Raw genomic sequence first — 23,336 nt, 5'->3', positions numbered from 1 at the left:
CCGTACCCGGAGGAGGACCCCATGCGTGTCATGATCGCGACGTTCCCGTCGACTTCGCACCTTTACCCCGTCATACCCCTTGCCTGGGCCCTGCAGAGCGCCGGCCACGAGGTGTGTGTGGTCGGCCACCCCGGAATGGGGACGGACGACATGGCGGCCACCGTGACCGGCGCCGGTGTGACCGCCGTTCCCGTCGGCGAGAGCGTGGTCACCGCAGACTCGGAGCCGACGGAGGAAGAGGGCAGTCACCTCGACATCCCACCCGACGCCTTCGCCCTGGACATGCTGACCAGCGGCCCGGCCGAGTGGGAACTGCTCCAGAAGCGGCTTCTGTCGATCATCGGCCAGTGCTATCCGCTCGACGCCGACAAGGGAATGGTCACCGAGCTGGTGGAGTTCGCTCGCTCCTGGCGGCCCGACCTCGTGCTGTGGGACCCGCTCTGCCTGCCCGCGGCGGTCGCGGCACGGGTCGCCGGAGCCGCCCACGCCCGCATCCTGTGGGGCCAGGACAAGATGGGGTGGGTCTGGGACCGAGCGAGCGGACGGTCTGCCGAACGCGACCCGATGGCGCGCTGGATGCGCCCCCTGCTCGACCGGTACGGGCTGGACTTCTCGGAGGAGTTGCTCCTCGGCCAGTGGAGCGTGGACCTGGTCCCGCAGGCGGCGAGGCTGCCTCTGGACACCCGTACCGTGCCGCTGCGGTGGGTGCCCTACAACGAAGCATCGGTCGTCCCCGAATGGCTTCGTGAACCTCCGGAGCGCCCCCGCGTCTGCCTGACCCTGGGCGTCAGCTCGCGGCACCTTTTCGGCAAGGACACCGGCTTCCCGCTGGAGGAGATGCTCGACGTCGTGGCCGGCCTCGACATCGAGGTCGTGGCCACCCTGAACCGGGCGCAGCTGACGGGCCTGGACCGGATCCCGGAGAACGTCCGCACCGTGGACTTCGTGCCGCTCAACCAGTTGCTGCCCTCCTGCGCGGCCATCGTCCACCACGGCGGCTGGGGAACCTTCTCCGTCGCGGCCACGCACCGGGTGCCCCAGCTCATCCTTCCGGTGCCCACGTGGGACGAACCGGTCGCTGCGCGGTACGTGGCACAGCGCGGTGCGGGCCCGCTGCTGGACCCGGCGCGGCTCACCCCGGACGAGCTGGGCCGCCGGCTGAGCCGTGCCCTGGAGGAGCCCACGTTCCGGCAGGGCACGGCGGACCTCCAGAGCGACCGTCTCGCCGCGCCCTCGCCGGCGGAGATCGTCCCTGTCCTGGAGCGGCTGACAACACACCACCGTGGCCTGCCGCTCGGCTGAGCGGTCCGGATCCGCCCGGCAGGGGTCGGCCGCAACCGAGGAGTGAGCGATGGAGTACACACAGCTGGGGCGCACCGCCCTGCGCGTCAGCCGACTGTGCCTGGGTACGGTCAACTTCGGCGGCAGGGTCGACGAGGAGGCGGGCCACCGTCTCATGACCCGCGCGCTGGAGCACGGGCTGAACTTCCTGGACACCGCCGACATGTACGGCTGGCGGGTCCACAAGGGCTACACCGAGGAGACCATCGGCCGCTGGTTCGCCGGCGACCCCGCGCGCCGCGAGCGCGTGGTGCTGTCCACCAAGGTGGGCAACGGGATGTCCCCGGCACCCAACGACAGCGGGCTGTCGGCCCGTCACATCGTCGCCTCCTGCGAGGCGTCGCTACGGAGGCTGGGCACCGACCGCATCGATCTCTACCAGATGCACCACATCGACCGCAGCGCGCCCTGGGACGAGGTCTGGCAGGCGATGGACCTGCTGGTCAGCCAGGGGAAGGTCCTGTACGTGGGGTCGTCCAACTTCGCGGGCTGGCATGTCGCGACGGCGCAGGAGGCGGCGCTGCGCCGGCACTCGCTGGGACTCGTCGCGGAGAGCTGCGTCTACAACCTGGTCTCGCGCCAGGTCGAACTCGAACTGCTCCCCGCAGCCCGGGCGTACGGCCTGGCGGTGCTTCCCTGGTCCCCGCTGCACGGCGGTCTGCTGGGCGGGGTCCTGGACAAGCTTCGCGAGGGAACGGCGGTCAAGTCCGCGCAGGGCCGTGCGGTGCCGGCGCTCAAGGAGCACGAACAGCGCGTCGAGTCGTACGAGAACCTGTGCCGGGAGATCGGCGTGCCTCCCGCCCAGGTGGGCCTGGCCTGGGTGCTGTCGCGCCCCGGGGTGACCTCACCGGTCATCGGGCCCCGCACCGACGAGCAGCTGGACGGCGCGCTGGCCGCGCTGGAGCTCCGGCTCGATCCCCAGCTCCTGAGCCGCCTGGACGAGCTCTTTCCCGGACCGGGGGCCGAGGCCCCGGAGGCGTGGATCACTGCCTGAGCCGTCCCCACCCGTTCGCCCCGACACTCCCGAGGAGCCATGCAACCGAGGTATATGGCGCCGGCCGGCCCCGTCACGTACGCGCGACGCTGTGCTCAAGCGTTGAACTCCCTGCACTCGATCCTCTACTTCACGACCGACCTGGGCGAGGAACTCGCGCCCTTCGGTGTCGACGAGCACTCCAGCGTCTACATGGCGGGCCGCGCCTCGCCGCTCGGTGCGGTCGGCTCGGCGCCGGTCGTCGGTGTCTTCAACTCCTTCGCACCCGGCTTCGTGGCGTCCACGGTGCCCGCCGTGTGGGACCGCGTCGCGCCGGAGCGGGCCGTCGAGGCCCGCCAGAAGGCCGCGGGAAGGGCCATGGAACGTCTGCTGGGGCGGGCCGTCGTCGAATCGCGGGCCCTGGCGGAGGCAGCCGAACTGGCCACCGAAGCCGCCACCGAGGGCCTGCTCGCCGACCGGCCCCTCTATGCGGCCAACGCCGCCCTGGCCTGGCCGGACGAACCACACGTGGCCCTCTGGCACGCCGCGACGCTGCTCCGCGAGCACCGCGGGGACGGACATGTCGCGGTGCTCGACTGGTTCGAGGCCACGGACATCCGCTCGCTGGTCATCGACTGCGCCAGCGGCCACGGCATGCCGAAGGAGATCGTCATGCCGATGCGCGGCTGGAACGAGGACGAGTGGTCGGCAGCCCGGCAGCACCTGGCCACGCGCGGCCTCGTCGACGGGCGGGGCAGGCTGACCGCCCGGGGAGCCGAACTACGCGACGAGATCGAGTACGACACCAGCAGGCTCGACCGGCGCCCCTACGAGGCCCTGGGCGTCGAACGCACCGAGAAGCTGGCCCGGTTCGTGCACGGCCTGGTCAACCACGCGGCGGACACCGGGGTGTTCCCGACCCCGTTGCGCGACTTCTTCGCCCCGCCCACCGAGAAGTGGAACGACCTGTGAGGCACGTCGTCCACGACGCGTGCGGCCGATCCCCCAGGAGACAAGGACCGACCATGACCTCAACCCTGGCACCGGGAGTCCCGGCGCTGTTCTCACCCGCGTACTACCAGAACCCGCACCCCACCCTGACCTGGCTCCGCGAGCATTCCCCCGTCCACGCGTTCCCCTTCCCGGTCGGCGAGGTCCGGACCTGGATGGTGACGCGGTACGACGATGTCAGGGCGGTCCTCGCCGACTCCCGTTTCAGCGCGGAGACCGGAGCCTGGGCCGACGCCGACTTCCGTGACGCGGGGCTGGTGAGCGCCGCCGGGACGATCCTCGAACGCGGCATCGCCGTCATCGATCCGCCGGACCACACGCGGCTGCGCAGGCTGGCGATGAGCGCGTTCACCACTCGCCGGGTCGAGAAGTGGCGGGACACCGTAGGGTCCGTCGTCGACCGCGTGCTGGACGACTGCGCCCGGAGCGGGACCTTCGACGTGATGGACGACTACGCGGGTGAGGTGTCGGCCGGCGTGCTGAGCGCCATCCTCGGTTTCCGCATCGAGCGGCATCGCGAACTCGTCACCGCCCTCAACGATGCGTTTCCCTCCGACCCGGCGCTGATGCACCGCGTCCCGGCGGCCTTCGGCAGGATCTGCGAGTACGCGGAGGAACTCGTCGAGGACAAGCGGCGCCACCCCGCCGACGACCTGACCTCGGCCCTGATCCAGGCCCGTGACGAGAGCAACCGGCTCGACGGTGACGAACTGACCGGTCTGGTCGCCGCGTTCATCATGGGGGGCAGCGACACCGTACGCGGTTTCATCGGCAACGCCACGTACGCCCTGCTGGACAACCCCGGGGAATGCGCCCGGCTGCGCGCGGAGCCCGGCCTGGCCAAGAGCGCCGTGGAGGAACTGCTCCGCTACGAGGGGGCGTTGCACACGGCGCTGTTCCGGGTCACCACCGAGCCGGTGGAGCTCGCGGGAGTCAAACTGCCCGCAGGCGCCCCCGTCATCGTCGGGCTGCTGTCGGCCAATCGCGATCCGCGGCGCTTCGCCGACCCGGACCGGCTCCGCTTCACCGGGGAGAGCCCGCGCCACGTGGGCTTCGGACACGGGCTGCACAACTGCATCGGCGCCGCGCTGGCGCGGATGGAGGCGGAGATCGCGGTCCCCGCCCTGGTGACCCGTTTCCCCGGCCTGGCGCTCGCGGTGCCCCGTGACCAGGTGCGCTACATCGAGAACTGGGCTATCCGGCGGCTCACGTCGCTGCCCGTCACCTCCCAGGTGGGGCATGGCTGACCACGTCCCAGGGGCCGACTCCGGCCCGGGCGTCCGAGGAGAAGCCTTCATGCGAGCCGTGGCACACGTGGACCGAACGCTCTGCTACGGCACCGGCATGTGCGAGGCGATGGATCCCGCGCTGTTCGAGCTGACCGACGACGGACCCGCGGTGTTCCGCACCTCCGGGGTCGACGGCACCGGCCTGGTGCGCCTGCGGGAGATCGCCGAGTGCTGCCCGGCCGGAGCGATCACGGTGATCGCTTCGGAGAGCCAGGTGCGAAAGGTGCGTGCGGAGATGGAATGGGATGTGATCGTCGTCGGGGCCGGTCCGGTGGGTCTCATGCTCGCCGCGGAGCTGCGGCTGGCCGGAGCGGCCGTGGTGGTCCTGGAGAAGGAGAGCGGCTCCAGTGCCGAGTCCCGCGGTATGGGGTTCACCGCGCGCACCCTGGAGGTGTTCGACCAGCGGGGGCTGCTGGAGAGGTTCGGTGCCCTCGCGCCGGCCCCGGGCGGTCACTTCGGAAGCGTGCCGGTGGACTACGCGGTCGGGGACGGCGAGCACGCGAGCGTCACGGGCGTCTCCCAGGCGCGGACCGTGGCGGTGCTGGGCGATTGGGCCCGGGAACTCGGCGTCGAACTGCGCTACGGGAACCGAGTGGTCGCCGTCGAGGACGATGGCCGGCATGTCGAGGTTCGAGTCGAGACACCCTCCGGGGAACAGCTGCTGACCGCGCCCTACCTCGTGGGGTGTGACGGCGGCCGCAGCCTGGTGCGTCGGTCGTGCGGCTTCGGCTTCCCCGGTGTCGACGCCACGACGGAGCTGCTGCTCGCCGACGTCAGGGACCTGGACCTGGACCCGCTCTGGTCGGGAGGGCGGCGGCCCAACGGCATGCTCCTGGCCGCCCCGCTGCCCGACGGCGTGATGCGGGTTGTCGTACACGAACGCGGCAGGCCACCCAGGACAGGCTCCGGGCCGCCCGAGTTCCGCGAGGTGGCCGAGGCATGGCAGCGGGTCAGCGGAGAGGACATCTCCGGGGCCACGCCCGTCTGGGTGAGCTCCTTCGGAGACGCGGCCCGGCAGGCGAGTGAGTACCGACACGGCCGGGTCCTGCTGGCCGGCGACGCCGCCCATGTGCACCTGCCGGCCGGTGGTCAGGGCATGAACGTCGGCATTCAGGACGCCGTGAACCTCGGCTGGCGGCTGGGAGCCGTGGTGACGGGCCGCGCGGACGAGCCTCTCCTCAACGCGTATCACGCCGAACGGCACCCGGTCGGTGCGGAGTTGGTGCGCAACACCCGGGCGCAGGCGGCACTGTTCCTTGGCGGCGACGAGATGCAGCCGCTGCGGGAGGTGCTCGGCCGGGTCTTCCGGGGCGAGGCGGCGGCTCAGGAACTGGCCAGCATGGTCAGCGGACTCGACATCCGCTACGACGTCGGCCCCGGCGACCACCCGCTCCTTGGCCGGAGGCTGCCGGGGGCCGCTCTCGCCCTGCCGGACGGCGGCCGGGTCACCACCATGGATCTGCTCCGTTCGGCCCGGGGAGTGCTCCTGGTCCTCGGCGGGGACCACGGCTACGCGGCCGCCGCCGAGGGCTGGAAGGACCGCGTCGACGTGGTGGCCGCCCGTCTCGCCGGTGACCCCCCGTCGAGCGGGTTGTCCGGCACCGGGGCCCTTCTGGTCCGGCCGGACGGGTACGTGGCGTGGACGAACGCCGATGGCGACCTCGGTACGGCCCTGCGACGCCACTTCGGCGAGGCCCCGGGGTGAGGCCAACCTTCCGGCAAGGACCGGACCTCGTGCGGAACACCTCGTGCGGAACACCTCGTGCGGAACACCGGACGTTCTGGAGAGGACCAGCCCTCATGGAGACGACCATGACCGACACCGTTGCCGAACAGCCCACCGCGCCGGACATCGCGCGCGCCGACGCCCGCGCGGTCTTCGTCAGCCACTGGTACGTGGGAGACCCCGACAGGGCGCGGACCGAACTCGACGAGGTCACCGACGTCTGGCGGCGGGCCCCGTGGCCCGAGGAGTTCCTCACGTTCTCGTGCTACCTGAGCGTGGAGGGCGACACGGCGATGACGTACACGCAGTGCTCCGGCGCCACCGCATACCGGCGGTTCGTCCGTGCGCTGCCCGGCGCCGCACGTAGGGAGCCGGTCGAGTACCGGTTGCACCGCAGCGTGGTGACGGAACTCTCGACCGAGCCGCCGGGGGCCCTCGTCACCGCCATGTTCGACGTGGACGGGCCCGAACGCCAGCGGTTCATCGTGGATTCCATCGCCCGCCGGCTCGGGGAGGCGCCGGCGGACGAGCACGCGGGCATGATCGGCTCCCACTTCCATCTGAGCGTCGACGGAACGCGGGTGACCAATTTCGCAGAGTGGACGACCGACGAGGCGCACGTCGCGTTCCTGGAGGGAGGCACACGGCACGGCAACCTGCGGGTCACGGAACAGACGCCGGGTGTGCGCCCGATCGGTTTCCGGCGCTACCACCGGCTCCGAAGCCTCGGCTCGTGAACGTCCGGAAAGCGCCTCAACCGGGCCTGATCAGGCACCTCGAAATTGTTAACCTGCAAGCGGGGCAAGGGAGTTCACGCTCGCGAACGCCACACCCCCGACAGCAGTTCCCGATGAAGAGGAGAGCCCGCGCATGACCCCTCCGACAACGGTCCCCTTCCCGGACGTCAGCCGCTCCGACAGCGGCATAGTCCTGGTCACGCCGCTGTACGTGGGCTCCGCCGACGCCCAGCGCGCCGAGGTCGAACGCGTCATGGCCCCTTACCGGGACGGACCCCTCCCGGAGGGCATGCTCTCGGTGAGCGTCTTCACCTGCACCGAGGCGGAGAACGTCCTGACGTACGCGCAGTGGACCTCCGACGAGGTCTACCGCGAGTACGTTCGCGACACCGGCCGGTACGAGAAGGAGCCCGACGCCGTCGAGCCCGTCCGATACCGGCTCTACCGGGGCCGGGTCCTCGAAGCCGGGAGCGTCCCCACCCTGCTCGTTCCGCCCGTCTTCGACGTCGACGGCCGGGAACGGCAGCGGCGCGCGGCGGACAACCTGCTGGACGGGCCGCTCGGCACGCCGTTCCCCGGCCTGGTCTCCTCGCACTTCCACATCAGCGTGGACGGCACGAGGGTTCTCAACTGGGCGCAGTGGGTGGACGAGGAGTCCCACGCACGTTTCATGCAGAGCGAGCGACCCAAGGAATGCTTCGAGGCGCTCACCATGCCCGGAGTACGAGGCATCGGAGGCAAGCGCTACCGCCTGGCCGACTCGGTGGTGCGCTGACACAAAGACACCCGCTTCGGGACAGAGAGCTCCGAGCGGGCTGACATCGGTGGGCAGGGGCCCCTGTCCGGACGGCTGATCCAAGAGATCACCGTCCGGACAGGGGCCCTGTGCGTGCCGGACGCCCGCCGGCCGTCGGCCGGTTCGCCGTGCCGTGGGCGCCGGCCCGGATCCAAGGAGGAGATGGCAGATGGACACGGAAGTGATAGTCGTGGGTGCCGGCCCGGCCGGCCTCATGCTCACCGGAGAGTTGCGCCTGGCCGGCGTGGACGTCATCACCCTGGAGAAACTCCCCGAACGGACCGGTGAGTCACGGGGACTGGGCTTCACCGCCCGCACCATGGAGGTCTTCGACCAGCGTGGCCTGCTGAGCCGCTTCGGGGAGGTGCAGACAAGCAACGTCGGCCACTTCGGCGGACTGCCCGTCGACTTCGGTGTCCTCGAGGGCGCCCACCAGGCCGCCAAGACCGTCCCCCAGTCTCACACCGAGGCCGTCCTGGAAGCCTGGGTCGGCGACCTCGGGGGCGACCTGCGCCGCGGTCACGAGGTGCTTTCCTTCACCGACGAGGGCGACCGCGTCACTGCTCGGGTGCGCACCCCGGACGGCGACACGGTCGAACTGACTGCCCGTCACCTGGTCGGCTGCGACGGTGGGCGCAGCATGGTCCGCAAGGCGTCCGGGTTCGACTTCCCCGGCACCGCCGCCACGATGGAGATGTTCCTCGCCGACGTCAGCGGCCTGGAGCTGGCCCCCCGGATGATCGGCGAGACCTTCGAGGGCGGCATGGTCATGGTCGGCCCGTTGCCCGGCGGCATCACCCGGCTCATCCTGTGTGAACGCGGTACCCCTCCGCAGCGCCGAACCGCGGCCCCCTCCTTCGAGGAAGTGGTCGCCGGTTGGAAGCGGGTCACGGGAGAGGACATCTCGCACGGTGAACCGGTGTGGGTCAGTTCCTTCGGGGACGCCACCCGGCAGGTCACGGAGTACCGGCGCGGTCGTGTCCTGCTCGCGGGAGACGCTGCCCACGTCCATCTGCCCGCTGGTGGTCAAGGCATGAACACCAGCATCCAGGACGCCGTCAACCTCGGTTGGAAGCTCGCCGCGGTCGTCCGGGGCCGGGTCGGCGAGGAACTGCTCGACACCTACCACTCCGAGCGCCACCCGGTGGGCACGCGTCTGCTGATGAACACCCGGGCGCAGGGCCTGCTCTTCCTCTCCGGGCCGGAGATGCAGCCCCTGCGCGACGTCATCAAGGAACTGATCGGCTATCTGCCGGTCTCACGACACCTGGCCGCCATGGTCTCCGGCCTGGAGATCCGCTACGAACTGGGCGGCGGCGACCATCCGTTGCTCGGTCTGCGCATGCCGAACCTGCCCCTGACCGCGGCCTGCGGAGCCACCAGCACCACCGAACTGCTCAGGCCGGGCCGCGGCGTCCTGCTCGACCTGGGGGACAACCTCCATCTGCGGCGCCGTGCCCTCGGCTGGACCGACCGCGTCGACATCGTCACGGCCACCCCGAGAAATCCGACGGAAGGAGACCTGGCGAACACCGCGGCCGTGCTGCTGCGGCCTGACGGCCATGTCGCCTGGGCCGCCCCCGGCTGCCACCAGGACCTTCCCACCTCACTCGCGCGGTGGTTCGGCCCCGCCCGGACCGCCTGACCCCTCCACCACGGGAGACCCATCCATGCACAGCACTCTGATCGTGGCCCGGCTGGCGCCCGAGTCCGCCGAGCAGGTCGCCGAACTGTTCAAGGCCTTCGACGACACCGAGATGCCCCACCGCATGGGCACCCGCCGCCGACAGCTCTTCTCCTACCGTGGCCTCTACTTCCACCTCCAGGACTTCGACACGGACGACGGCGGCTCGCGCATCGAGAACGCCAAGGACGACCTGCGTTTCGTGCGCATCAGTGAGGACCTCAAGCCGTTCGTCCAGGCATACGACCCGACGACCTGGCGCTCTCCGAGGGACGCCATGGCGACCCGTTTCTACACCTGGGAGGCGCAGCAGTGAGCGCCCGGCGCGTGGCCCTCACCGGCGTCGGCGTCGTAGCCCCCGGTGGCGTGGGCGTCAAGAACTTCTGGAGCCTGCTGAGCGAGGGACGCACCGCGACCCGCGGCATCACCTTCTTCGACCCCTCACCCTTCCGCTCCCGGGTGGCCGCCGAAATCGACTTCGACCCGCAGGAGCACGGTCTCTCCCCGCAGGAGATCCGGCGCATGGATCGAGCTGCTCAACTCGCCGTGGTCGCCGCACGGGAGGCCCTGGCCGACAGCGCGGTGGCCGACGCGGGTATCGACCCCTACCGCACCGGTGTCGTCGTCGGTACCGCGGTGGGCGCGACGATGACCCTTGACCAGGAGTACCGGGTCGTCAGCGACGGCGGCCGGCTGGAGCTGGTGGACCACGGCTACGCTCCGCCCCACCTGTACGACGCGTTCGTACCAAGCTCCTTCGCGGCCGAGGTGGCGCGGATCGCCGGGGCGCACGGTCCCGCCTCCGTGGTGTCCACCGGATGTACGTCCGGGATCGACTCGGTCGGCCACGCCGTGGAGCTGATCCGTGAGGGCAGCGCCGACGTGATGGTGGCCGGCGCCTCCGACGCTCCGATCTCCCCCATCACCATGGCCTGCTTCGACGCGATCAAGGCGACCACGCCCCGTAGCGACGACCCCGGCACCGCGTCGAGGCCCTTCGACGGCACCCGCAACGGCTTCGTCCTGGGCGAGGGCTCCGCCTTCTTCGTCCTGGAGGAGTTCGAGAGCGCACGCCGCCGCGGGGCTCACATCTACGCCGAACTCGCCGGATACGCCACCCGTTCCAACGCCTACCACATGACCGGACTGCGCCCGGACGGCGCCGAGATGGCGGAAGCCATCCGCAGCGCCCTGGATGAGGCCCGGCTGGCCCCGCAGGACGTCGACTACATCAACGCCCACGGCTCCGGCACCAAGCAGAACGACCGGCACGAGACCGCCGCCTTCAAACGGAGCCTGGGGGCGCACGCCTACGCGGTGCCCGTCAGTTCCATCAAGTCCATGGTCGGCCACTCGCTCGGCGCCATCGGCTCCATCGAGATCGCGGCCTGCGTCCTGGCGATGGAGCACGACGTCGTCCCGCCCACCGCCAACCTGCACACCCCCGACCCGGAGTGCGACCTGGACTACGTACCGCTCACCGCGCGTGAGCACACCACCGACACCGTGCTGACGGTCGGGAGCGGCTTCGGCGGCTTCCAGTCCGCGATGGTGCTGGCACGGCCGGAGAGGAGCCCGGCATGAGACCCGCCGTGGCACCCGTGGCCATCACCGGGATGGGCGTGGCCGCGCCCAACGGCCTCGGCACGGAGGACTACTGGGCGGCCACCCGCGTCGGCAAGTGCGGCATCGGCCCGGTGTCCCGCTTCCGGGCGGACGGCTATCCGGCGGTCCTGGCGGGTGAGGTACCCGGATTCGAGGCGGCCGATCACCTGCCCAGCCGGCTGCTGCCCCAGACCGACCACATGACACGCCTCGCTCTGACCGCGGCCGACTGGGCGCTGGCGGACGCCGGCGTCGACCCGTCCGAGCGGGACGGCTTCGACATGGGCGTGATCACCGCAGCCTCCTCCGGCGGCTTCGAGTTCGGCCAGAACGAACTGCGCAAACTGTGGAGCCAGGGCAGCCAGCATGTGAGCGCGTATCAGTCCTTCGCCTGGTTCTACGCGGTCAACAGCGGCCAGATCTCCATCCGCAACAACATGAAGGGCCCCAGTGGTGTCCTGGTGGCCGACGGGGCCGGCGGGCTGGACGCCCTCGCCCAGGCGCGGCGAGCCGTCCGCAAGGGAACCGGGCTGGTCCTGTCCGGAGCGGTGGACGCCTCGATCTGTCCCTGGGGCTGGGCCGCGCTGCTCACCAGCGGCCGGCTCAGCACCGGCGATCGTCCCGAACGAGCGTATCTGCCCTTCGACCGGGACGCCGCGGGTCACGTCCCCGGGGAGGGCGGCGCCCTCTTCGTCCTGGAGGACGCGGTGGCGGCCCGCCGCCGCGGCGCCCGCCTCTACGGCACCCTCGACGGCTGCGCGTCCACCTTCGACGCGACCCCCGGCAGCGACGGAACGGGCGGGCTGGACCGTGCGATACGGCTCGCCCTCGCCGACGCGGACGCCACCCCCGACGACGTGGGTGTGGTCTTCGCCGATGCCGCCGCCGACCCGGAACTCGACCGGGTGGAGGCCGAAGCGCTGCGGGCCGTCTTCGGCGAGTGGGGAGTGCCCGTCACCGCTCCGAAGACCATGACGGGCCGCCTCTGCTCGGGCGCGGCACCACTGGACGTCGCCACCGCCCTGCTGGCCATGAAAGAAGGGATCATCCCGCCCACCGTGCACAGCCAGGCGGACCCCGGCTACGGCCTGGACCTCGTCACCGGCCATCCGCGCACCGCCGAGGTGCGCTGCGCCCTGGTCCTGGCCCGCGGGCAGGGCGGGTTCAACTCCGCCGCCGTACTGCGTGCGGCCGACTGAACGGGCGGGGCCCTGCACGGCCCCGCCCGCGCACCACGGCGCGGAGCCGCCAACACCACTTGCCACGAGAGACATGGAAGGAACCGGAAGACATGTCTGCTGCATTCACCCTGGACAACCTCAAACGCATCCTCCTGGAGGGGGCCGGCGCGGCTGAGGACGTGGACCTGGACGGCGACATCCTGGACACCGCCTTCACCGACCTGGGATACGAGTCCCTCGCGCTGCTGGAGACGGGCGGCCGAATCGAGCGTGAGTGGGCCATCACCCTGGACGACTCCGCCCTGACGGACGCCGGCACCCCGCGCGAGCTCATCGACACCGTCAACCGGCACATCACCAGGGCCGCCGCCTGACCCTCTCCTGTCACCACTGCCGCCCGGCGGAATCCCACACCGGCGGCAGCGAAGCCGCGCCCGTTGAGGCCGATCAGGTACTCAGCGCCCCCGACACATACGGAGTACCCATGCCCTCAGCTCCTCGTCTCGCTCTCGTCACCGGTGCCACCAGCGGTATCGGGCTGGCCGTCGCCCGCCTGCTCGGAGAGCGGGGCCACACGGTCTTCCTAGGCGCCCGCAGCACCGAGAACGTCATCGCCACCGTCAAGCAGCTCCGCGCCGAAGGCATCGAAGCGCACGGTACCGAACTGGACGTGCGTGACAACGCCAGTGTGCACGCCTTCGTCAAGGCCGCCGTGGCCCGCCACGGCAGCGTCGACGTCCTGGTCAACAACGCCGGCCGCAGCGGCGGCGGTGTCACCGCGGACATCGGCGACGAGCTGTGGCACGACGTGATCGACACCAATCTCAACAGCGTCTTCCGGATGACTCGCGAAGTCCTCACCACGGGTCGGATGCGCTTCAAGAGCCGCGGTCGCATCATCAACATCGCGTCGACCGCGGGCAAGCAGGGCGTGGTGCTGGGTGCCCCGTACTCCGCCTCCAAGCACGGCGTCGTCGGATTCACCAAGGCACTCGGCAACGAGCTGGCGGCCACAGGTGTCACCGTCAACGCGGTCTGCCCCGGCTATGTGGAGACCCCCATGGCGCAGCGCGTGCGCGCCGGTTACGCCGCGGCTTGGAGCACCGACGAGGAGACCGTCCTGGAGAAGTTCCAGGCGAAGATCCCGCTCGGCCGCTACTCCACTCCCGACGAAGTCGCCGGCCTGGTGGCCTACCTGGCCTCCGACACCGCCGCGTCCATCACCTCCCAGGCCCTGAACGTCTGTGGCGGCCTCGGCAACTTCTGAGCCGTGCCGCCCGCCCACCAGTGAACACCGACCGAGGAGACGTGACCATGCCGCAGTCCGCCCTACGCGAGGTCGAGCACGAGATCACCGTCTCGGCGCCGGCCGCAGCCGTCTACCGACTGATCGCCGATGTGGTCAACTGGCCGCAGATCTTTCCGCCGACCATCTATGTCGACCATGTGGAGCGCGGCGCCGGGAGCGAGCGCATCCGCATCTGGGCCACCGCCAACGGAGAGGCCAAGAACTGGACCTCGCGCCGCACCCTGGACCACAGGGCCCGGCGCATAGAGTTCCGCCAGGAGATCTCCACCCCGCCCGTCGCCGCGATGGGCGGAGCGTGGATCGTCGAGGAACGCGACGCGGGGACCAGCCGCGTCCGCCTGTCCCACGACTACCGGGCCGTCGACGACGACCCGGCCTCGCTGGAGTGGATCGACCAGGCGGTCGACCGCAACTCACGGTCCGAGCTCGCGGCGCTGAAGGAGAACATAGAACGCGCCCACGCCACGGCCGACCTCACCTTCTCCTTCGAGGACACCGTCCACATCGCCGGATCCGTCAAGGACGCCTACGACTTCATCAACGAGGCACAGCACTGGTCGGAGCGGCTGCCGCACGTGGCGTCCGTACGGCTGACGGAGGACACCCCGGGCCTGCAGACCCTGGAGATGGACACCCGCGCCAAGGACGGTTCCACCCACACCACCAAGTCCCATCGCGTCTGCTTCCCCGACCGCAGGATCGCCTACAAACAGGTCACGCTGCCCGCGCTGATGATCCTGCACACCGGCCTGTGGACCTTCGAGGAGACAGGGCAGGGTGTCGCGGCGACCTCGCGGCACACCGTCGTGCTCAACACCGCCAACATCGCAGAGGTCCTCGGCCCCGACGCCGGCGTGGACCGCGCCCGCGACTACGTACGTACCGCGCTCAGCACCAACAGCCGCGCCACACTCCAGCACGCCAAGGAGTACTCCGAGGCCAAGCGCTGACATGGGCGCCGCACTCGACACCGAGGTGCTCGTCGTCGGAGCCGGCCCCGTCGGGCTGATGCTCGCCGGTGAACTCCGGCTGGGCGGTGCCGAGGTGCTCGTCGTCGAGCAACGGGACCAGCCCGCCACCGAGTCCCGGGCCTCCACGCTGCACGCCCGCACCATGGAGATTTTCGACTCCCGGGGCCTGCTCGACCGGCTGGGCACGGTGCCGAACGATCCGCGTGGCCACTTCGGCGGCATCCCCTTGGACTTGACGCTGCCCAGCTCCCACCCCGGGCAGTGGAAGGTCCCTCAGACCCGTACCGAGGAACTGCTCGGAGTCCGGGCGGACGAACAGGGCGCGCGGCTGCTGCGTGGCCACCGGCTACGGGCCCTGGCCCAGCACCGGGACCACGTCGCGGCCGAGGTGGAGTCGGCAGGACGTACCGTCCGGCTACGCGCCCGGTACCTCGTCGGCTGCGACGGCGAGCGCAGCAGCGTACGGCGGCTGGCCGGCATCGCGTTCCCGGGCCAGGACGCGGAACGCGAACTCCTCCGAGCCGATGTCGCCGGCCTTGACGTCCCCGACCGCCGTTTCCACCGGCTGGACAGGGGCCTGGCCATCGCCGCCCGGCGCGGTGCCGGCGTCACCCGGGTGATGGTCCACGAGTTCGGCGCCCCGCCCCGCGTGCGTACGACGCCGCCCGGCTTCGACGAACTCGCCGCCGTGTGGCGGCGGGTCACCGGCGAGGACATCACGTCCGGAACCCCGCTGTGGGTCAACTCCTTCGACGACACGACCCGGCAGGCGGCCACCTACCGCGACGGCCGGGTCCTGCTGGCCGGTGACGCCGCGCACCGCCAGCTGCCGATCGGCGGGCAAGCCCTCAACCTGGGGCTCCAGGACGCCGTGAACCTCGGCTGGAAGCTGGCCCGGCACGTGCGCCGGGAAGCTCATCCGGAGCTTCTGGACACCTACCACAGCGAGCGCCACCCGGTCGGCGCGCGGGTGCTGGCCAACATTCGTGCTCAGGCGACGCTGCTGATGGGCGGCCCGGAAACCGAGTCCGTTCGCGCTGTCATGACCGAACTGATCACCTACGAAGAGTCCCGCGCCCATCTCGCCGGGATGGTCAGCGGCCTCGACGTCCGCTACGACGCCGGGCCAGGCGGCCACCCTCAGCTCGGCGCCCGACTGCCGCTCACCCTCCTGGCCGACGCGGACGACGAGTCCCCCACCTCGGCCGAGGCGCTCCGCACGGGCAAGGGCCTGCTGCTGCGGCTCGACGGCGACGCATCACGGACCGTTGCTCTGCGCCGGGCCGCCGCGAGCCACGCGGACCGCGTCCTCACGGCACGCGGCACCTATGGTGCGCGACGCGGATCGCCGGCCGGGAGCGGAGCGGTGCTGGTCCGCCCCGACGGTCACGTGGCCTGGGCCGGCGACGGCACCGAGGGCCTCGGTGACGCGCTGGCGCGCTGGTTCGGGCCGGCCGGCGTGCCGACAGTCCGTACGACATCCCCCGCGGCCCCCAGGTCCGCAGGGCAGACGAACGAAGGGAACCCGATGGGCAAGCTCACCGGAAAGACGGCGCTGGTCACCGGATCAAGTCGCGGTATAGGCCGGGCCACGGCCGTCCGCCTGGCTCGCGAGGGCGCGCTGGTCGCCGTGCACTACGCGACGAACAAGGACGCGGCCGACGACACCGTGGCGGCCATCGAGAAGGACGGAGGGAGCGCCTTCGCGGTCCGCGCCGAACTGGGCACTCCGGGCGACGTGCACGAGCTCTTCCTGGGACTTGAGGCGGGCCTCAAAGAACGCCGAGGCGACAGCGAACTGAATATCCTTGTCAACAACGCCGGTGAAATGGGCGGAGTGGCGGTGGAGGACACCACACCCGAGCAGTTCGACCGGCTGGTCGCCGTGAACGCCAAGGCTCCCTTCTTCCTCATTCAGCGGGCGCTGCGGAACATGCCCGACGGGGGGCGCGTCATCAACATCTCCTCCGGGCTGACCCATGTCGCCAATCCCGACGAGATCGCCTACGCCATGACGAAGGGCGCGGTCGAGCAACTCGCCCTGCACTTCGCCAAGTACCTGGGCCCGCGCGGCATCACCGTCAACAGCGTCGCACCGGGCATCACCCGCAACAGCAACCCCGTCTTCGGCATCCCCGAGGCCGTCGAGCAGATGGCCGGGCTCTCCGCCTTCAACCGGGTGGGCGAGCCGGAGGACGTCGCCGATGTCGTCGCGTTCCTCGCCGGTGAAGACGCCCGCTGGGTCACCGGGGCCTTCGTCGACGCCACCGGCGGCACGCTGCTCGGCTGAGCCCCGTCCGGGGCACGGCCATGTGCCGGGCCCCGGGCCTACCCCGTTCACCACCCCAGATCCGATCGACCGCATCCTCGGGAAAGAGGATCATGACGTCATCTACGGCCCCCCAGACCCCTGCCGCGGCAGGGGCGCGGCAGTGGGCCCTGCTCGCCGTTCTCGCCGGCAACATGCTGCTCGACGCGCTGGAGGTCTCCGTACTCGTCGTCGCCGCGCCGGCCATCGGTGCGGACCTGGGTCTACCGCCGGCGGGCGTCCAGTGGACGATGAGTGGCTTCGCCCTGGGTTTCGCCGGGCTGCTGCTGTTCGGCCCGCAGCTCGCGGAGCGCCGGGGCCGACGCCGTACCTACCTGGCTGCCCTGGCCCTGTTCGCCGCGGCCTCGCTGGTCGGTGCGGTCGCGACGGACCCGGTCGTGCTCGTGGCCACGCGATTCGTCAAGGGCTGCTGCGCCGCGCTCACCGCGCCGATGGGGCTCGCCATCATCACCTCGGCCTTCGCCGACGGAGCGGCCCGGCGTCGGGCCGTGTCCGTGTACGCCTTCTTCGGGGCAGCCGGCTTCACGGTGGGCCTGCTCCTGTCCGGCCTGCTCACGGCGTGGGACTGGAGATGGACCCTTTCCTTCCCGGCGCCCGTCGTCGCCGTGCTCCTGGTCGTCGGGGCCCGGGTCATCCCCCGGGACACACCGGCCCCCGGCACCGACCCGGGCCGCCCCGACGCGGCCGGGGCCCTCCTGCTCACCGGCGCACTCTTCGCTCTGGTGGGCGGCTTGTCCCTCGTGCCCGCCGACGGCTGGACGGGGCCGCGCGGCAGCGGCCTGCTGCTGCTCTCCGTGACCCTCTTCGTCGTCCTCGGCCTCCGTGAACGCGTGGTGTCCCGACCGCTCGTCCCGGCTCCGCTGCTGCGCCGCCCCGGTCTCGCGCGCGCGGCGCTCGGGGCGGCCTGCCTCAACGGCGCCTACCTGAGCACGCTGCTGACGTCCACCCTCCACATCCAGGGCCGGGAGGGGCACGGCCCGCTGTGGACGGCGCTGGCCTTTCTGCCCGCGAGCGCCCCGCTCGCCTGCTCCGCGCTGTACTCCGGCCGGATGATCGGGAGGTTCGGCACCCGGCGTCTGATCGCCGCCGGGCTGTCGTCGGCCCTGGCCGGATTCGTCCTGCTGTGGCACCGAGGGCTGAACACCCCTTACCCGACGGGGTTGTTCCCCGCACTGCTCCTGGTCGGCGCCGGATTCGTCCTTGCCTTCACCGCGCTCAACATCCAGGCCACCGCCGGCGTACCGGACAGTGGCAAGGGCCGGGCGAGCGCCGTGTACCAGACAGCGGTCCAGGCGGGGGCCGCCCTGTTCCTGGCGTTGACGGCCGCACTGTTGCCGCCCGCGTCCGGCCGGGCGGTGTCGGCCCACGCACCGGCACTCGGCGCGGTGGTCGTCATCGCCGCGCTCGGCTGGATCTCCGCGATCGGCGGGCTGCGTCCCGGCCTGCAGGACGATCCGTCCCGGTCGACCCTCGTGAGAAGGAGGACGTCATGAACTTCCGTGAACCGCTCGTGGTGGGGACGAGGTCACCGCGCCCGGCACGCGTGTCGCACGCGTCCGTCCCGGACATCACCGCCGTACCGGAGAAGGACGAGTCGCCGTTGCTCGCAGGGGAGGAAGACCGGGACGAGGCGGAGTCCCACATTGTTCGGGGCATCGACTGAGCGTCGGTGGTTCTCCGGCCGTCGTACCGCACGGGCGGTCAGCCCTTGCCCGCGCGTTCCATTCGGCGGGTGAAGACGGAGTGCACCTCGGATTCAAGGTAGTAGGTGCGCCCGGCACGGCGGCAGCGGCTCCAGGTGTGTTCGGAGGCGAGCCGGTACACAGTGCCGACGGGCACCTGGAACACACGGGATATGTGGTCCACGCCCAGCCAGCGCTCTGGCCCCTGGCCGCTCCCGTCGGCACGGGCGGCAGCCATGCGGCGCATCAGTGAAGTCCACTGTCGGCTCGGCCAACGATGGCGTTCCTCGGCCGTACAGGTGACGAGGTCGGGGCTTTCGCCGTGGGCGGCGTGTGCCTCGGCGACCAGTTCTCCGGCGCACCGCGGCTCGGGGCACGTCCCCAGGTGGAGCTGCCCGGGAGCCGCGTCCGGGCGGGCGACTCGCCGGGCCGCGACGACCGCGGCCTCGAGTTCCCTGCACACGTCGGCGGCGGCCTGATGGGTGGCGAGCCACTCCACCTGGGTCTTGAGGAAGGCGGCGCGGGCGTCCACGTCGCGGGGCGGGGCCGCCACGTTCCTCTCCAGGGCGACGAGAGAGGCCCAGGAGCCGAGCAGCGTCAGCAGGTCGGTGCGGACCCGGGCCGCAGCCTCGTTGAACGGCATACCCGTGGGCGCGCCGCCCCCGCTCGTGCGTTCACGCAGGGGGAGCTGGGTCGTGCAGGACAGCATCTCCCCACACTCGCGGTACAGGTGCGCGGCTTCGGCGATGCACAGGAGCAGCCGGTCGCGGCAGGAGCTGCACAACCGGAGCCCCGGGACGGCCGCCCGGGCCGTTCGCGCGGTCGCCTCATGGCTGGTCCGAGAGCAACCGACGCATTCCGTACGCCTGTCGGGGGGTGTCGGAGAACGGGGCGGCATGCGAGTTCCTTCCAGAAGAGAGGGGCGGGAGTGGGGGTGCCCGCGCCGGGTCACGGTCGGCCGAGGCGGAAACCAACACCGCGCACGGTGAGAATCCAGTCGGTCGAGCCGAGCTTCCGCCTCAGCGCGGCCACATGCGTGTCCAGGGTGCGGCTCTGTGCCGATTCCGTCTCTTGCCATACGCACTGCATGAGTTGCTGACGGCTCACCACCGCGCCCGGCCGCACCATGAGCACATGGAGCAGGTCGAACTCCTTGCGGGTGAGGTCGAACCGCTCGCCGTGGAGCTGCACCGAGCGGATGACGGGCTCGAGAACGAGCGGCCCCACACGCAGCACCCGCTGCTCCTGGCGGGTGGGGGAGGCGCGGCGCATCACGGCCTCCATACGTGCGAGGAGTTCCTGGAAGCCGTACGGCTTGACGATGTAGTCGTCCGCGCCGGCTCGCAGCCCCAGCACACGGTCGGTCTCGTCAGCGCGAGAGGTGACGGCCAGTAGCGGGATGTCGGAGGTCGCCGTGAGGGACCGGCACATGTCCAGGCCATCCACGTCGGGGAGTTCGAAGTCCATCAGGATGACCTCGGCGTCCTGCCGCGCCCGGAGTGCTTCCATGCCCGTCCTCGCCCGGCGTACTCGGTGCCCGTGTTCCTCCAGGTGCCGGCTGAGGCTGGTGGCCGCCCGGTCGTCGACCTCGATGACCAGCACGTGCCATCGGTTGGTGCTCGGTATGGGGATGTCCTTCACGTCGAACCGTCCGGACGGTTCGACGGTCGTACGAAACCGACTGGCCTGTTGCGGCACGTGCTCCTCCTGCGGAATGACTGTGGGGGGCTGGAGAACGCGGGTCCATTTCGCTTGCGTGCGAAAGGTGGTGGGACACCCGTCCGCTGCGGTTGGCGTAGTGACCTTCGCACACATACGGGCCGGGCCATGTGGTTGATGACACCTTGGTTGACCATGCTTCTCAACCACCCTTGCGTCGAAGGATCTTTTCCTCATCCCCTATTGCCGACAGCCCCTCGGGAACTCCGCCACCGACCGGAATGATCATGATCAAGGCAGGAAACGTGCTTAGGCCGGCCCGGCCCGGCGTGGCGTGCCGGCCAGGCCGACGGAGACGTGGCTGCCCCGTGCGGGGAGAATCGAAAGGAACTGGCATGAGCAGCAAGCACTTAAGGCTGGCCGTGGTGGTCGGCAGCGTCCGTAACGGCCGGATGGGCATCGATGTGGCCCGATGGGTGGCGGCCAGAGCGGTCCCGCACGGGAGGTGGGAGGTGGACCTCGTGGACCTTGCCGAGCACCCACTGCCGCTCGCCGTCCCGGGTATGGGCCAGCCGCTGGATGCCGAGGTGCAGCGCCTCAAGGACGGGATCACGCCCCGGCTGGCCGCGGCCGACGCGTTCGTGGTGGTCACGCCCGAGTACAACCACTCCTACCCGGCCTCGCTCAAGAACGTGGTCGACTGGCATCCGCAGGAGTGGGCGGCCAAGCCGGTGGGCCTGGTGTCCTACGGGGGAATGGGCGGGGGCATACGGGCCGCGGAGCATCTGCGGCAGGTGTTACCGGAAGTGCACGCGCTGACGATCCGCGAAACACTCTCCTTCCACAACGCCTGGGGCGCTTTCGAGAATGGAGGAGCACCGCAGGGCGCGGAGGCAGCGGCGAAGACGTTTCTTGACCAACTGGCCTGGTGGGCGGACGCGTTGTACGTCGCCCGGCTCAACCGCTCTTACCAGTTCTGATCCTTGCCACCGGGCCGACCGGCATGGTCGGCGCCGAGAGCTCGTTCCGTTGCCCCGGTACGCCCGGTCCCGGTTCTCGCGAAGGGAGATGAGACCGACCAGGTGGTCCGGCCGGGCTGCTCGTCCCTCCTCTCCCACCACTTGATGTGCGGCCACGTATCCCTCCGTTCCCGAGCCGCACTCAAACCGGGCCGGCCAGGTGGGGTTGAACACGTGCAGCTCGCGGCCTCGTAGGAGTCGGGCAGTGCCCGAAGAGCGGGAGGGCTCGTGCGCGCCTACTCGTCGGGCCTCCCGCAGGATGTGCGGATCCCGAGGCCGACAGGCCCCCTGGGACACCCCAACTCCTCCCTGGCTGCTCGATGACCTACGGAGATCTCATGCCACAGTCCGTCCCGGCACAGACACCCGAACGGGGCCCGTCACCCCGCCCAGTGGAGAAGGTCGAGTTGGTGGCGGGGGACGTACGGTTGTCAGGACTGCTCGCCCTTCCACCCCGGGGCGAGCCGCGCGCCGTGCTCGTCGCTCTCCACGGCGGGGGGATGGGCGCGGGCTACTTTCACGGCCAAGCCGATCCGTCCATCTCGTTGCTTTCCCTCGCCGCCGCGGCCGGTTACGCCGCCCTCGCCCTGGACCGCCCCGGCTACGGTGTTTCCGCGGGCCCTCTTCCGCAGGGCATGCGCCTGGCCGAGCAGGCCGTCTGTGTGCGGGCGGCGCTGCGGGCGTACGCCGTTGAGCATGGACGGCGCACCTCGTTCTTCCTGGTGGGCCACTCACTCGGCGGCAAACTCGCCCTGACCATGGTCGCGACGGCGGAACCGGAGGACAGACTGTTGGGGGTGGACGTCTCGGGAGTGGGGGAGCGATGGGCCCTGTCACGCGCTCAACTGGCCGCCGCAGGGGAGCTGTACGACCACCGTCTGCACTGGGGGCCGCTCGCGCTGTATCCGCCCGGCACGTTTCGAATGGCGCAGCACCTCGTCGGCCCCATCCCGCCCCGCGAGGCCGAGGAGATCCCCCACTGGCCCCGGCGATACGCCGGACTGGCCCACCGCATCCGGGTTCCGGTGCGCTTCACCTTCGCCGAGCACGAGCGCTTCTGGGCCTGCGACCCTGCGGCCCTACGCGACCTGACCACCCCTTTGGCCTCCCCGCTGGTGTGTACCGACCATGTGATCGGGGCCGGACACAACATCAGCCTCGGCTACGCGGCACGCCGCTATCACCTGAGCGTGCTGTCCTTCCTTGAGGAATGCCGCGGCCGTGTCTCCCGTTGAACACCGAACGCGCGTCGGAGCGCCCGGAGTCACCGGTAGTCCACAAACCCGGCTGCGGAGTACGTCGCGGTACTCTGCGGTCCCCCCGGGCTGTCAACCTCCGGGCCGGGCATCCCGCAGTCGGCAGGTCCGCATGACGTGGACGCGCGTACGGCTGGACTCCGGACGGCATCGCGGCCCTGTTCTGGACGAGGGGTTGTACGGCATCGACGACGTGGGCGTCTTCCTCGGCCTTGACGTCGGCAAGAGCGCCCATCACGGGCACGAGCCCACCCGGCCGGCCAGGAGGTCCTCTCGGACACACCGCCGTGTGGCGGTTCGCCGACCAGCGTCCGGGCGAGGGGAAGACCGACGTCAAGGATGCCGCGTGATCCGCAGGAGACCTGGGAGGACTCACCGCCGGGCTGGGCCCCAGTTCCGCGAGGACGGACGGCAGACCGACCGCGCAATGAGCGCGGATCGCCGTCGGCCACGACAACGACCTACACAGCGGACACCCCGGCACGGCGGGCTCAGGCTGCCGCTCCTGAAGCCGGGCCCGGAGGCCGCAGCCCAGCCGGGATCCGAGGACCGCAGTGCTCCGGACATACGACCGCACCCCGAACCCCTCCCACTGGCCACCACACGCAGCCGCTCAGGAAGACGTCCGTATGCGCTCGGGGGTCTTGATCAGTCGAACGGGTTCCAGATCAGGTAGGTGGCGGGAGGCTGATGCCGGCGGGGACCGCTTGCCTCGGACTGCGGCCGGCGCTCGAAGCGCGGGGACGAGTTCGGGGTGGTCCCCGCGAG

General features: G+C 70.9%; 21 protein-coding genes. 19 read left to right on the top strand and 2 right to left on the bottom strand.

Annotation, left to right across the window (positions count from 1 at the left end; all coding sequences use genetic code 11):
• Window positions 1–21 precede the first annotated feature (21 nt).
• From OG622_RS22225 to OG622_RS22145, 17 genes are all read left to right on the top strand, one after another.
• The gene (locus tag OG622_RS22225; protein WP_371578377.1) at window positions 22–1,302 is read left to right on the top strand and encodes an activator-dependent family glycosyltransferase; all 1,281 of its coding nucleotides are present in this window, start codon (window positions 22–24) and stop codon (window positions 1,300–1,302) included.
• A 49-nt stretch (window positions 1,303–1,351) separates the two neighbouring features.
• Window positions 1,352–2,335, top strand: coding sequence for an aldo/keto reductase (locus OG622_RS22220; protein ID WP_371578376.1), 984 nt, complete (start codon window positions 1,352–1,354; stop codon window positions 2,333–2,335).
• Between the two features lie 39 nt (window positions 2,336–2,374).
• Window positions 2,375–3,286, top strand: a complete 912-nt coding sequence (locus tag OG622_RS22215; RefSeq protein WP_371578375.1) for a hypothetical protein — start codon at window positions 2,375–2,377, stop codon at window positions 3,284–3,286.
• A gap of 53 nt (window positions 3,287–3,339) precedes the next feature.
• Window positions 3,340–4,572 (top strand): cytochrome P450, encoded by a 1,233-nt coding sequence (locus OG622_RS22210; protein WP_371578374.1) that lies wholly within the window; start codon window positions 3,340–3,342, stop codon window positions 4,570–4,572.
• Between the two features lie 49 nt (window positions 4,573–4,621).
• Window positions 4,622–6,319: an FAD-dependent monooxygenase gene (locus tag OG622_RS22205; protein WP_371578373.1), complete on the top strand. Its 1,698-nt coding sequence runs from the start codon at window positions 4,622–4,624 to the stop codon at window positions 6,317–6,319.
• A gap of 107 nt (window positions 6,320–6,426) precedes the next feature.
• Complete coding sequence (locus OG622_RS22200; RefSeq protein ID WP_371578372.1) at window positions 6,427–7,077, top strand: hypothetical protein; 651 nt, start codon at window positions 6,427–6,429, stop codon at window positions 7,075–7,077.
• A gap of 133 nt (window positions 7,078–7,210) precedes the next feature.
• Window positions 7,211–7,852 (top strand): monooxygenase, encoded by a 642-nt coding sequence (locus tag OG622_RS22195; protein ID WP_371578371.1) that lies wholly within the window; start codon window positions 7,211–7,213, stop codon window positions 7,850–7,852.
• A 190-nt stretch (window positions 7,853–8,042) separates the two neighbouring features.
• On the top strand, window positions 8,043–9,518 hold the full coding sequence (locus tag OG622_RS22190) for an FAD-dependent monooxygenase (protein WP_371578370.1): 1,476 nt from the start codon (window positions 8,043–8,045) through the stop codon (window positions 9,516–9,518).
• A gap of 25 nt (window positions 9,519–9,543) precedes the next feature.
• Window positions 9,544–9,873: a TcmI family type II polyketide cyclase gene (locus OG622_RS22185; RefSeq protein ID WP_371578369.1), complete on the top strand. Its 330-nt coding sequence runs from the start codon at window positions 9,544–9,546 to the stop codon at window positions 9,871–9,873.
• Window positions 9,870–11,141: a beta-ketoacyl synthase gene (locus OG622_RS22180; protein ID WP_371578368.1), complete on the top strand. Its 1,272-nt coding sequence runs from the start codon at window positions 9,870–9,872 to the stop codon at window positions 11,139–11,141. Before OG622_RS22185 ends, OG622_RS22180 begins: the two co-directional genes overlap by 4 nt.
• Window positions 11,138–12,361, top strand: a complete 1,224-nt coding sequence (locus OG622_RS22175; RefSeq protein ID WP_371578367.1) for a ketosynthase chain-length factor — start codon at window positions 11,138–11,140, stop codon at window positions 12,359–12,361. Before OG622_RS22180 ends, OG622_RS22175 begins: the two co-directional genes overlap by 4 nt.
• Before the next feature lie 92 nt (window positions 12,362–12,453).
• Window positions 12,454–12,717, top strand: coding sequence for an acyl carrier protein (locus tag OG622_RS22170; RefSeq protein WP_371578366.1), 264 nt, complete (start codon window positions 12,454–12,456; stop codon window positions 12,715–12,717).
• 110 nt (window positions 12,718–12,827) lie between these two features.
• A complete protein-coding gene (fabG, locus tag OG622_RS22165; RefSeq protein ID WP_371578365.1) occupies window positions 12,828–13,610 on the top strand; it encodes a 3-oxoacyl-ACP reductase FabG in 783 nt (260 codons plus the stop codon).
• 47 nt (window positions 13,611–13,657) lie between these two features.
• A complete protein-coding gene (locus OG622_RS22160; protein WP_371578364.1) occupies window positions 13,658–14,602 on the top strand; it encodes an aromatase/cyclase in 945 nt (314 codons plus the stop codon).
• Between the two features lies 1 nt (window position 14,603).
• A complete protein-coding gene (locus OG622_RS22155) occupies window positions 14,604–16,913 on the top strand; it encodes an SDR family oxidoreductase (RefSeq protein ID WP_371578363.1) in 2,310 nt (769 codons plus the stop codon).
• Between the two features lie 92 nt (window positions 16,914–17,005).
• Window positions 17,006–18,445, top strand: a complete 1,440-nt coding sequence (locus OG622_RS22150) for an MFS transporter (protein ID WP_371578362.1) — start codon at window positions 17,006–17,008, stop codon at window positions 18,443–18,445.
• Window positions 18,442–18,615 (top strand): hypothetical protein, encoded by a 174-nt coding sequence (locus tag OG622_RS22145; RefSeq protein ID WP_371578361.1) that lies wholly within the window; start codon window positions 18,442–18,444, stop codon window positions 18,613–18,615. The genes OG622_RS22150 and OG622_RS22145 overlap by 4 nt, the downstream gene beginning before the upstream one ends.
• A gap of 38 nt (window positions 18,616–18,653) precedes the next feature.
• Here OG622_RS22145 and OG622_RS22140 read toward each other — a convergent pair whose 3' ends face one another.
• Complete coding sequence (locus OG622_RS22140) at window positions 18,654–19,418, bottom strand: hypothetical protein (protein ID WP_371578360.1); 765 nt, start codon at window positions 19,416–19,418, stop codon at window positions 18,654–18,656.
• A gap of 164 nt (window positions 19,419–19,582) precedes the next feature.
• Complete coding sequence (locus tag OG622_RS22135; RefSeq protein WP_371578359.1) at window positions 19,583–20,332, bottom strand: response regulator transcription factor; 750 nt, start codon at window positions 20,330–20,332, stop codon at window positions 19,583–19,585.
• A 356-nt stretch (window positions 20,333–20,688) separates the two neighbouring features.
• Here OG622_RS22135 and OG622_RS22130 point away from each other — a divergent pair, with 356 nt between their 5' ends.
• Together OG622_RS22130 and OG622_RS22125 are read left to right on the top strand one after the other, a co-directional pair.
• Window positions 20,689–21,273, top strand: coding sequence for an NADPH-dependent FMN reductase (locus OG622_RS22130; RefSeq protein ID WP_371578358.1), 585 nt, complete (start codon window positions 20,689–20,691; stop codon window positions 21,271–21,273).
• 377 nt (window positions 21,274–21,650) lie between these two features.
• Window positions 21,651–22,547 carry an alpha/beta fold hydrolase gene (locus OG622_RS22125; RefSeq protein WP_371578357.1) on the top strand — a complete coding sequence of 299 codons (897 nt, stop codon included), beginning with the start codon at window positions 21,651–21,653 and terminating at the stop codon, window positions 22,545–22,547.
• The last annotated feature ends 789 nt before the right edge of the window (window positions 22,548–23,336 follow it).

Source organism: Streptomyces sp. NBC_01314 (assembly GCF_041435215.1).
GTDB lineage: Bacteria > Actinomycetota > Actinomycetes > Streptomycetales > Streptomycetaceae > Streptomyces.
The sequence above is the reverse complement of the archived record's forward strand: the minus strand, read 5'-3'. Positions and strand labels throughout refer to the sequence as shown.